Raw genomic sequence first — 11043 nt, forward strand, 5'->3', positions numbered from 1 at the left:
TGCGCTCAAGACCGAGAGCGGCTGCGGAACAACGCCTTGGTAGAGCAGTCCCGAAATGGCGATTGCCTGCCAGAACGCGAGCAGGAGGACGACGGTGGATATCCTTATCACAGCGACTTTGGACAAGAACGTGGTTCCCGAGGAGGGGATGGCGATTCTCATGTCACCTCACAAGCTTCTCGAGCCTGTTGACGATTGCGTTTGCAAGGATGCTGACGAGCGCAATGGCGATGATCGCGGTATAGGTGCCTATGACGTCGAAGCGGTAGTAGCGATCGGACACGATCCGCCCCAGGCCGCCGGCATCGACGAGATATTCCACCGCCACAATGTTGATCAGCGTGTAGAGGAGCCCGAGCCGGATTCCGGCGAAGATCGTCGGCGCCCCGCTAGGCAGGATAATCTGGCGGAATATGGCAGCGTCCGAAAGACTGAAGCTTTTCCCGACCTTTATCAGCGTTTCGGGAACGGACATGAAGGCCGCCCTCACATGCGTGATAATGGGAATCACGCCCGAGGCGAAGCCCATGAAGATCAGGGTGAAATCGTTTCTTCCGAAGATGACCATGAAAAGTGGGTAGAGAAGAAAGATCGGTGCCGCGAACAACGCCGCCAGCCAGCCTTCGTAAGCCAGTCCAAAATCGCGATAGCGGTAGAGAAAGTAGCCTAGCGGCACCGCAATGCAGATCTCCAGGATGAGTGCAGCGCCGACCAGGGCGAAGGTCAGTTCTGCGCCGTGGAACAATTCGGCGCGCAGATCCCCCACGAAGAGCCCGGCAATGGCATCGCTCGGCCGAGCAATGATCACGGGCGAGACGATATCCAATCGGACCAGTCCTTCGACAATGGCCAGGGCCACCAGCGCGCTGGCGATCCCGAACAGGGTCGCGGGATCGAGTGTGCGGGAAATGATCCTTCCGATACCATACCGCGGCCGGCGTCCATCCGGGCGGCCGCCGCCAGCGTTTCCCGCGGTGACTGCGGTCACCGACGTCGCGTTGTCCGGTCCTGCGGAATTTTCCTTCACCAAAGACATTGCGGGCTGATCATCCGGTTCAAGCAGGAGACCTCCTAGTGATGGTTGAGCCATTCGAGGCTGGACCCTTCTGACGAGTCGATGGTGATGTCGAGAAGGTAGCAGTGGCCGGCCTCGACCGCTTTCAGCCCGCGCTCAATGGCAGCGCCAAGATCGGCAACATCCGCGACGGTTGGTTCAGATGAGAAGCCGAAATCCCTGGCGATGCCCGGAATATCGATGGGCGGATCGTCTATGCGTTGGCCGATCCACTTGTTCTCCACGGGTCGGTTGCGTTGCTTTGCGACCGATTCCTGTTGCACCTCGTCGGTGTAGTAGCTCCGGTTGTTGGCGACGACGATCAACACCGGGATCTTGTAGTGGGACGCAGTCCAAAGCGCGGTCGGTGAACCCAGGAACTCGCCGTCTCCCATCAGGCCAACCGCCAGTCGGCCCGTGTCCTTCAGGGCCAGCGCCGTCCCGATCGTCATGCCCGGGCCCGAGCCGACACCCCCGCCACCGTCATAGCCCAGATAATCGAGCGGTTCGTGGAAGACGTAGGATCCTGCCGGCCAGTTCAGCGGCACGCGCGCCAGGCATAGTTTGCGCCCTCCGCGTGCCGCCGACAGCGCCGTGCCGATATCCTCGAGGCGCGGTGTGCCCTTGCTGCGTCGTTGACCGGACCGTTCAGCGGGGCTCGGCACGGGATAGGGCCTTCGCTGCATGCCCAGCCGCTCGAGCGCATCCGAGAGCGACCTCAACAGGGTGTCCGGATCGACAGCCAGGCGCAAGTCCGCGCCGACCAGTCTCTGGTGATCGCCAGACCATCCGTTGTGGACGTGGTGGTCGATGGAAACTTGGATCAATTTGGCCCGATGCTTTCCGTCCACGGCAGCCTGGCGCATGACGTCCGCGGTATCGCCCCAATCCAGGCTGAGGACGACATCGGCTTCAGCCAGAATCTGCCGGTTGACCGGCGTCAGAAAGAGGTCGGGCGGCGCGCCGTGAAGCGGATGGTCGGTCGGAAAGCTGGCACCCATCCTGAGGTCGGTGATGACGCGGGCGTCGAGCAATTCGGCGAGACGAATCCTTTGTTCCCAATCTTGCGGCGAACGCGAGACGCGGCCGACCAGCAATACAGGTTTCCGCGCGGCGACGAGCAGACCGGCAATCTCGTTGATCGTCTCATCGGCGGCGCGCGATGGCGCGGGCGTGCGGAACAAGTCGAAATCCGGAAATTCCACGTTGCCGGTCAACGCATCTTCCTGCAGGCGCCGATCCAGCGCGACATAGGACGGCCCGCACGGCGCCGTGCAGGCCGACATGTGGGCGCGCAACATTGCCTCGACGATGGCGGAGGGCGACGTCGGCTGGTCGTCCCATTTGACGAAATTGCGGATCAATGCACCCTGGTCGCGGCTGGTGTGTAGCCAGTCGATCCAGTTGCGACGAACCGCGGTGTCGACCGCGCCTGTTGCACCGAGCATCATGATCGGCACACGATCGCACCAGGCATTGAATATCGACATCATGCCGTTCATCAGCCCGACATTGCTGTGCAACACCACGGCCATCGGGCGACCCGTCGCCTTTGCATAGCCATGCGCAATAGAGACGACGCTTTCCTCATGAAGCGCCAGCAGCATCGCCGGCGACTCGTTGGCGAGATAGTTGATCAGACTGTCATGCAGGCCGCGAAAGCTCGATCCGGGATTGACGCATACATACTCAATCCCAAGCCGACGGAGCATCTCGGCGGCAACGTCGCTCCCCCAGACCATCCGGGCGTCTTGAGCGGGAAGCGGAATGTCGGGTGTCATTTGAGGTCCCTGCCGTCCGTCAAGCGAACGTTTCGACGATGGTTTTGATGTTGGTGTGCTCGAGTAGCCCCTCAATCCCGGCTTCTCGGCCCAGGCCACTGTCGCCAACGCCGCCGAAAGGTGCTTCGGGCGCCGTCACGGTCACACCGTTCACAGCGACGACTCCCGCTTTCAGCCCATCCGACAGAACTGCGGCGCTGCGGTGAGAACGCGTGAATGCATAGGCGGCCAAACCGTAGGGAAGGCTGTTTGCCCTTTTCAAGACTTCGCCCAAATCGTCGAACGCTACGATCGGTGCGACAGGGCCGAACGGTTCCTGCTGCATCACGTCGGCGCCATCGGGGACGCCGGTCAGAACGGTGGGCGAATAGAAAAAACCGCGATTGCCGACGCGGGCGCCGCCGGCGGCCACCTGCGCGCCGCGGTCGACGGCATCCTGCACGAAGCCTTCCATGGCCTCCAATCTTCGACGGTTCGCCACCGGCCCCATCTGAAACCTGTCTTCCGCGCCGTCGCCGACGGTGATCTTGGCTGCCGCTGCAACGAAACGCTGCGAAAAGTGCTCCATGACCTCGGACTGGACGAAGAAACGTGTCGGTGCCGTGCAAACCTGTCCGGCATTGCGGAAGCGGGCCTTGACGCATTGTTCCACGGCGCGATCCACATCCGCATCGGCCATGACGATCGCCGGCGAGTGGCCGCCAAGTTCCAGCGTCACCTTCTTCAACGCGCGCGCTGCCATCTGCGCCACATGTTTCCCGACCGCGACAGATCCCGTCAGGCTGACCTTTTTGATCACAGGGCTGGAAATGAGATAGTCGGAAATCTCGGCAGGATTGCCGAAGACGATATTGACGACATCCTTCGGGATCCCGGCTTCAAGGCACAGCCGGCCCAGAATGACTGCCGCGCCAGGCGTTTCCTCGGACGGCTTCAAGACGACCGAGCAGCCCGCCGCGACAGCATGCGCGATCTTACGGGCCGCCATCATGCAAGGGAAATTCCAGGGCGAGAATGCTGCGACTGGCCCCACCGGCTCATGCGTGACAAGGATCCTGCTATCTTCGTAGCGGGATGGAACCACTCGCCCATAAATCCGGCGCGCCTCCTCTGATAGCCACTCGATAAGTTCAGCGGTGGCGGCAACCTCGGCCTTTGCCTCCGTAAGCGGCTTGCCCTGTTCGGCTGTGATCGTCGGCGCGAGAAGTGCTGCATTCTCACGGATCAACGTCGCAAAGCGCCGCACGACCTTGGCGCGCTCCTGCGGCAAAACCTTGCGCCACATGACAAATCCGAGTTCCGCAGATTCCAGCGCGCGATCCAGGTCGGCCATCACTGCGACAGGAAGGCGTCCGAGTTCGACTTCTGATGCGGGATTGACAACTGCCAGCGTCTCGCGCCCGCTGCCCTTGGTCCACTCTCCTGCAATCAGGTGCGCGAGCTGATCATGCATGGCTTGTTCCTCAGACCAAACGATCTTTGAGATGGTAGAAAGTGCTGAGCTCATGCGTGGGTCCGATGACATCGGCCTTGCGCACGTAGCTGGCGGTCAGCTGCGAAAAGTCATTCACGCCCAGGAGACCCAGGGCGTTGATGATCTCCCGCTCGATGAGTTCCAGGCAGCGCACCAGACCCGCTTCACCGCCAGCGGCGAGCGCCCAGCCCTGAAGACGACCGATCGCCACAGCACTGGCGCCAAGGGCAACGGCTTTGATGACGTCGGTGCCTCGCAGAAAACCGCCGTCGACAATCAGTTCCGCCCTGCCCTTCACGTGCGGCGCGATTTCGGCCAGCGTGTCCAGCGCACCCAGGCAATGGTCCAACTGGCGTCCGCCATGGTTGGAAACATAGAGCGTGTCGACGCCGCGTTCGATCGCCATCTGGGCATCCTCGGCCGAGGCGATCCCCTTCAGTATGAAGGAGCCATCCCAGAAATCCCGAATCCGGGCCATCAGATCCCAAGTGATCGCTGCCTGCAGATGACGGTCCTTCTGGGCCTTCACACTGGGCGGCAACCACCGGTTCATAAGCTGGCGCTCGCGGATTCCGTAGTAGGCGGAATCGACCGTCAGCGCGAGCGAGGTGTAGCCGGCATTCTTCACACGGCTAAGGATCGCCTTCACCCAATCGAAATCACCGCGTACGTAGAGCTGGAAGATCTTGGGCTCGTCCGTTGCTGCGGCGATCTCTTCGAGCGACGGCTCGGTTATCGAGCTGATAATCGGGATGGTTCCGAAAGCCGCGGCCGCACGTGCCGCACTGACACCGCCGCCGACAGATATCGCCTGCAGCGAACCGATCGGCGCCAGCAGCACGGGAATCCGGACCTTGTTGCCAACGACCGTCGTCGACACATCGATCTCGGACATGTCGCGCAAGACGCGAGGAATAAAGGCGTAGCTGTCGAGTGCGTGCCGGTTGCGTCGCATCGTCATTTCCGATTCCGCGCCGCCGGTCAGATAGTCCCAGACATCCTGGGTTAGATTGCGCCGTGCGAGCGTCACGATTTCCTGATTGCACGTAAATTCGCTCACATTTCCCTCGCTACACCCGGCAGACTTGCTCTTCTCTTGACACTGCGGCCCCTCAGTGAAGGGACGTCGCTTCCACCTCGGCCACTGCGGCGGCGAATATGCGTATCCCTTCCCACAGGTGAGCCTTCGTGGTGACCAGCGGCGGCATAAGACGAATGGTCGAACCATAGCGACCACACGCCATGACACGTACGCCGAGCTGCTCGCAGCGCTGGAGGATCGCTCCGACCCGTTTGGCGTCGAGGGGCGTGCGGGTCGCCTTGTCGGAAACGAGTTCAATACCGATGAAGAAGCCACGACCGCGCACATCGTCCATGAACCGGCTTTTGGCGGCAATTGCGGTCAACTCCGCCTTCATTTCGGCCCCCACGATGGCCGCGCGACCAATGAGGTCGTCCGCGGGGTCGGTCAGGATTTCCAGGTTGGCCAGCGCGACGACGTTGGCGACAGCATTTTCAGCAGCAGTTAGAACCTGGGAGCCGAGTGGAAGTTTGTCTCGATACCGCTCGTGAATCGTGAGGCCGGAAAGGGGCATATCGCCGCCGATAGCCTTGGCCCATACGACCATGTCGGGAACAATGCCGAAATGCTCGCTTGCCCACATCTTGCCAGTCCGCCCGCCGCCCGCTTGCACTTCGTCGACGATCAGCAGAATCCCTTTCTTGGTGCAGGTCTCGCGCAACATCTGCATGAATTCGACAGGCGGATCGATGTAGCCGCCGTCCGCTTGCATGGATTCGATGATCACGGCCGCGACGTCGTCGGCGCCCGTGTTCGGAGTGGTGAGCTTGTAATCGAGGTACTTGGCACAGCGCACCTCGCATTCCGGATAGCGCAGGTCGGCGAAGCAACGGTAGCAATAGGCATACGGCATGTGGATTGCGCCCGGCATCAGCGGACCGAACCCAGCCCTGAAGTTCTCGCGGGTCGTGAGTGCCAACGAACCATGGAATACGCCATGGTAGGCTCCCTCGAAGGCGACAATCTGTGACTTGCCGGTGATCGCCTTGGCAAATTTCAAAGCCGTTTCGATCGCACCCGAACCACTCATCCCGAACCAGGTGAAGCATTCGTCGCGCAAACCACGCGGCATCGTCGAAGCCAGTTTCTCGGCCAGCGCTACAGTGGTCTCATTGATCAGGCCGGCCGAATGCATCAATTTTTCCGACTGGCTTTTGATCGCAGCCACGACCTTAGGATGGTTCCGTCCCACGCTCGACACCGCAACGCCGGCGGACATGTCGAGGAAGATGTTGCCATCGGGATCCTGGATTCCGGCGCCCTTGCCGCCCTCCACAACCAGGCGTCCACGAACGGAAGGCCTGGTGGGACTCTGGGCTTTGAGAGCCCGCTCGATCAGCGTGCGTGCGATCGGTCCCGGAAACTCGTTGGTTACGATCCTCGGCATGATCGGATAGGACAGGGCTGCCAAGCTTTCTTCCGAAATCATCAAAGCGCTCCACTTTGTTACCGCCAGACCGTGCGGCGGCTGGCAACGACACGATTGGCCACAGCCGAGTTATTGCCAGACGACGACCTGAGGCGGGTTGATCGCGCCATAGACTGACTTGTTGCCGAGGATCTCAAAGGCATCGGGTACCTTCTCAATCCCCTCCAGTTTGTGCGTGATTGTGGGCTCGATCTGCACTCGCTTCGAGGCGACCAGGTCGATCGCGTATCGCACCATCTTCGGGGACGGCAACCGGCGTCCGTAAACGCGCAGCCCCTTCTTCTCGATCAGGCCATAGACGACCTCGGTGCCCACCGGCAGATGACCGACCTCCATGATGCGTCCTTCATGCCGCAGCATCTGGAGTCCCTGCTGGAATGCGTCTGTGCCGGCATGCCCCTGCTCGCGGCTGCCACCGGCACACTCGATGACCACGTCACAGCCAAGGCCATTTGTCGCCTCCATTACGGCAGCGACCGGGTCGGTCGTAGTCACGTTGACGGTAATGTCGGCGCCGAGCTTTCTTGCCAGCTCCAACACCGGCTCGCGACGCGCCATGGCGATAACCTTGCCTGCCCCCGCGGCGCGCGCAACTTGGAGCGAATCGAGCCCCATGGGTCCGAGCCCGATGACCGCGACCGTGTCGCCCATGGATATGCCCACGCCCTCGATCGCACCGACGATCGACACGAGAGGCTGAAGGGCCGCGCACTCAAAGTCCGACACCTCATCGGGAACCGCAGCAAGCATCCGCGCCGGCGCCGCGAAATACTCGGCGAGACAGCCGGGCGTATCTTCGCCGACGTTGATGACCGATCGGCAGAGCGTAGACAGTCCCGCATTGCAATATTTACAGCCGCCGCATGGAACGCCGCGATGGTAGAACACGCGCTCGCCAAGCTTGACGTTCTCGACACCCTTGCCGACCTCGACGACCTCAGCACAGAACTCATGCCCAAAAAGCGGGACCGGGCGCTGCTTGGCGAACATAGCCTTCAAGGTTTCGTGCCCCGAAACCGGCAGGCCGCGAAACTCGGCCACTTCCGTCACGGACAATTCCAGCACGCGCGTTCGCAAAACCACCCAGCCAGGATCCGCCGATGGCATGGGCGCATCTTCCAACCGCATATCGTTAAAGCCATAGGACAACCAGGACTTCATTCTCGCACTCCGTCGTTGGTGGGATTAAACCCTGTCTGCCAATTTAGGTCAATCAAAAAGCTACATGATTAAGCTATTTAATTATTATTTCTACGAGGACTGAACTGCGGTCCACCATCTGCATTGCGCTTCAACCGCGCGGCGACGCCGCAACCTTGCCGGAAGCATGCTGTCCCACCTGCTCGCCAAAGTTCTCGAAGAACTCCAGAGCCAATTTCCTGCTGGTGGAATCAATGAGCCGCGCACCGAGTTGCGCGAGCTTGCCGCCAATCTGAGCATCGACCTCATAGGCGAGCGTCGTGCCACCATTGACGGGTGTCAGACGAACGCGCGCGCTGCCCTTGGCAAAGCCGGCGATGCCGCCACTGCCCGTGCCGGAGATCGTGTAGCCGAAAGGCGGGTCGAGATCCGTCAGTTCGACATCGCCCTTGAATTTGGCGCTGACCGGACCGAGCTTCACGGACACGACGGCGTTAAACGACGTATCCGACGTGCGTGTTAGGGACTGACAACCGGGAATGGATTTCAGCAGGGTCTGTTCGTCGTTCAGGTAGTGCCATACCACTTCGGGAGGAAACTGAAGTGGATAGTCTCCGCTCAACTTCATCGCTCAACCTTTTCCTGTATCGATGACTTCGCTGCTGCTCGCCCCGGCCAGAATCGGGCTAGGCGCCGGTCTGTTGCTTCACTTCCGCCTCGGCCATCCCCAGGCTCGCTTCGGTGCGAAGATCCGCCCAAATGCCGCCGACGATCCGACCGAATCTTTCGCTGCCGATGATCTCCGACGTACGCGGGCGCGGCAGGTCGATTTCCACGATGCGTTTGATGCGACCGGGCCGATAGGTCATTACAATCACGCGGTCGCTGAGCTGAACCGCTTCGGTGATGTTGTGCGTGATGAGCAACGTGGTCTGCTTCAGCGACTGCTGAATTTGCAGGACCTTGTCGCCGAGGAGCATGCGCGTCTGCTCATCCAGCGCCGCGAAGGGCTCATCCATCAGAAGAATTTTTGGTTTCGCCGCCAAAGTTCGCGCGATGGCGATACGCTGGCGCATGCCGCCAGACATTTCTGACGGATAATGGTTCTCGAAGCCGTTGAGACCCACCAAGGCGATCAGGTCTCTCGCCTGCTCCAACCGCTCGCGCTTCGGCACACCAGCGGCCTCGAGCGGAAAGGCGACATTGTCGAGGGCGGTTCGCCAGGGAAATGTGGATTCTTCCTGAAAAACGCTGCCGATCGATTTCCGAATTTGTGCACCAGTCTGCCCTTCGACGAGAACCTCACCGGAATAGCGCGAGAAGAACCCGCCTATGATGCTGAATAGCGTCGACTTACCGCAGCCGCTTGGCCCGATGATCGAGATGAATTCACCAGGCTGCACGTCGAAAGAGAAATCCCGTACAGCCCAGGTTTCAGCAGCACCTTCACCATAGGATTTTCCGACATTCCGCAGGGCAAGTGCCGGAATGGGAGCGTCGGCTGCGGCAGGCGGAGTGACGAGCGTTTGAGGCACGTTCATGGGTGTCAAATCCCTGTTTGTAGCTGGCGGCTCTTGGCCCTGGCTGGGAACACTCTCATCCCTCCGGTCTTCGATCTTCAGAGCGCGGCCCAATTGCGGATCGCTCTTATGGCTTCGGCTCGATAACGCGTCTCAGTCGCCTACCAAACATAAGGTACCTTATCATTGGAGAGGATAAAGGCGTTGTCAACATGCGAGACTTAAATATTAAAGCGATGATTTCATCAATCAAAGAACATGTGGATGGATCGCCTTTCAACGATCCATCCATTTCTAAAATTATCATCCGTATTTAAGACGCCTATTCGTAAAGCCTTCTTTCGAATGCCTACTTCGGAGTCGAATAAACAATGTCGATTAGTTGTTTCTGCTCATCGTCTGTTAGACGCCTGCTGATCGACTTTCCTGCGACAGCTTGATCAATAACCCGGTCCAGATGGGCAATCGGTCCGAAGGCCAGGGCAGGCCGTTTGTAGAAGGCGAGGCCCTTCGCAGCGATGTTCGCATCTACCTTGTTGAGTTCGCCGTAGAACTTCGCAGACGGCTCTGGGTTCGCGTAGGCCCAATCGATGCACCCATCCAGGACCTTGAGGAACTTTTCGGCAACATCCCGGTGGCCGGAGACAAAATCCGAATTCGCGATAATGACACGGCCGGTCAAATCGGCCTGGGATTTGATGTCATCGCCGGAGAAGAGCACGCGCACCTCGCCCTTCTCGACCGAACCGAGCACGGACGGAGGCACTGAATAACCCACGTCGATCTGACCAGTCATTATCATTGTGAAAGTGGCATCCATGCCGCCAGTCGCTGTCGGCTTGAAGTCGATACCCTTCTCGGTTTTGAGAGCGAGCAGAGCCGCCTCGGTGGCGCCTCCCGGACGCGAGAAGGCGACCGTCTTTCCTGTCAAGTCGTCGATGCCTTTGATGGGGCTTGCCGCAGGAACATAGAAGAACGTGTCGTTCTGGCCCATGAACTCCGCACTGATGATCTTGATTTTCGCACCCTGCATCGACGCGGCCAGAACGGCGTTGATGCCGGGCGAGTAGCCGATATCCATACCGCCGGCCACTACGGCCTGCACGTTCTCCGACCCCCCTCGTGTGGAAATGACCTCAACATCGAGGCCCGCCTTCTCGAACTCGCCGCGCTGCTTGCAAAGCGTTGGCTGAGACGTATCCCAAAGCCCAAGGAATGTCGTCGCGACCTTAACCTTCTCAAGTTGCTGCGCTGCCGCCGGATTTGACGCAAATAACATCGCGCCGACGGCGAAGAGCGGCAGAACCCTCATATTGAGCATATCAACCTCCATTGATGGGCGCCGTCGAGGCATCGGTGGCCAAGACTTTCAGCGCAGATAACAGTCATCCGTTCCCAACAGAGCGATCGCGCCGTGAGCACGCTCGCCTCGCGGATGCAGCCCTTGCGATCAACCAATGGTCGTCGAGGCTCTATGGCCTAATTTAGCTACATCAGAAACTAACATTACATAGATACAAAGTGTATTCAAGGCCTCGAATGGCACTTAATTTTGGGCAACCCC

General features: G+C 60.0%; 9 protein-coding genes. All 9 read right to left on the reverse strand.

Translation table 11 applies throughout. The features are described 5' to 3' along the window. Positions 1 to 163: 163 nt before the first annotated feature. Positions 164 to 1036, reverse strand: a complete 873-nt coding sequence (locus AC1D2G_RS15230; RefSeq protein WP_477414953.1) for an ABC transporter permease — start codon at positions 1034 to 1036, stop codon at positions 164 to 166. A gap of 35 nt (positions 1037 to 1071) precedes the next feature. Beyond that, the gene (locus tag AC1D2G_RS15235; protein WP_477414955.1) at positions 1072 to 2835 is read right to left on the reverse strand and encodes a thiamine pyrophosphate-binding protein; all 1764 of its coding nucleotides are present in this window, start codon (positions 2833 to 2835) and stop codon (positions 1072 to 1074) included. Between the two features lie 19 nt (positions 2836 to 2854). Beyond that, positions 2855 to 4342 (reverse strand): NAD-dependent succinate-semialdehyde dehydrogenase, encoded by a 1488-nt coding sequence (locus AC1D2G_RS15240; RefSeq protein ID WP_477226570.1) that lies wholly within the window; start codon positions 4340 to 4342, stop codon positions 2855 to 2857. Next, positions 4299 to 5369, reverse strand: coding sequence for an alpha-hydroxy acid oxidase (locus AC1D2G_RS15245; protein WP_477226569.1), 1071 nt, complete (start codon positions 5367 to 5369; stop codon positions 4299 to 4301). The genes AC1D2G_RS15240 and AC1D2G_RS15245 overlap by 44 nt, the downstream gene beginning before the upstream one ends. 52 nt (positions 5370 to 5421) lie before the next feature. Further along, the gene (locus AC1D2G_RS15250; protein ID WP_477226568.1) at positions 5422 to 6819 is read right to left on the reverse strand and encodes an aspartate aminotransferase family protein; all 1398 of its coding nucleotides are present in this window, start codon (positions 6817 to 6819) and stop codon (positions 5422 to 5424) included. A 69-nt stretch (positions 6820 to 6888) separates the two neighbouring features. Further along, positions 6889 to 7980, reverse strand: a complete 1092-nt coding sequence (locus AC1D2G_RS15255) for a zinc-dependent alcohol dehydrogenase (RefSeq protein ID WP_477226567.1) — start codon at positions 7978 to 7980, stop codon at positions 6889 to 6891. Between the two features lie 130 nt (positions 7981 to 8110). Further along, positions 8111 to 8587: a CoxG family protein gene (locus AC1D2G_RS15260; RefSeq protein ID WP_477414957.1), complete on the reverse strand. Its 477-nt coding sequence runs from the start codon at positions 8585 to 8587 to the stop codon at positions 8111 to 8113. Between the two features lie 58 nt (positions 8588 to 8645). Further along, positions 8646 to 9500, reverse strand: a complete 855-nt coding sequence (locus AC1D2G_RS15265) for an ABC transporter ATP-binding protein (RefSeq protein ID WP_477414959.1) — start codon at positions 9498 to 9500, stop codon at positions 8646 to 8648. Positions 9501 to 9828: 328 nt separating this feature from the next. Continuing rightward, the gene (locus tag AC1D2G_RS15270) at positions 9829 to 10800 is read right to left on the reverse strand and encodes an ABC transporter substrate-binding protein (RefSeq protein WP_477414961.1); all 972 of its coding nucleotides are present in this window, start codon (positions 10798 to 10800) and stop codon (positions 9829 to 9831) included. Between the last annotated feature and the right edge of the window lie 243 nt (positions 10801 to 11043).

It is taken from the genome of Mesorhizobium sp. P2_C7, assembly GCF_056404515.1.

What these genes read in the sequence shown, in the direction of transcription:
- AC1D2G_RS15260 (WP_477414957.1), bottom strand. Translation starts at nt 8,587, where the DNA reads ATGAAGTTGAGCGGAGACTATCCACTTCAGTTTCCTCCCGAAGTGGTA.
- AC1D2G_RS15265 (WP_477414959.1), bottom strand. Translation starts at nt 9,500, where the DNA reads ATGAACGTGCCTCAAACGCTCGTCACTCCGCCTGCCGCAGCCGACGCT.
- AC1D2G_RS15255 (WP_477226567.1), bottom strand. Translation starts at nt 7,980, where the DNA reads ATGAAGTCCTGGTTGTCCTATGGCTTTAACGATATGCGGTTGGAAGAT.
- AC1D2G_RS15250 (WP_477226568.1), bottom strand. Translation starts at nt 6,819, where the DNA reads ATGATTTCGGAAGAAAGCTTGGCAGCCCTGTCCTATCCGATCATGCCG.
- AC1D2G_RS15240 (WP_477226570.1), bottom strand. Translation starts at nt 4,342, where the DNA reads ATGAGCTCAGCACTTTCTACCATCTCAAAGATCGTTTGGTCTGAGGAA.
- AC1D2G_RS15230 (WP_477414953.1), bottom strand. Translation starts at nt 1,036, where the DNA reads ATGTCTTTGGTGAAGGAAAATTCCGCAGGACCGGACAACGCGACGTCG.
- AC1D2G_RS15270 (WP_477414961.1), bottom strand. Translation starts at nt 10,800, where the DNA reads ATGCTCAATATGAGGGTTCTGCCGCTCTTCGCCGTCGGCGCGATGTTA.
- AC1D2G_RS15235 (WP_477414955.1), bottom strand. Translation starts at nt 2,835, where the DNA reads ATGACACCCGACATTCCGCTTCCCGCTCAAGACGCCCGGATGGTCTGG.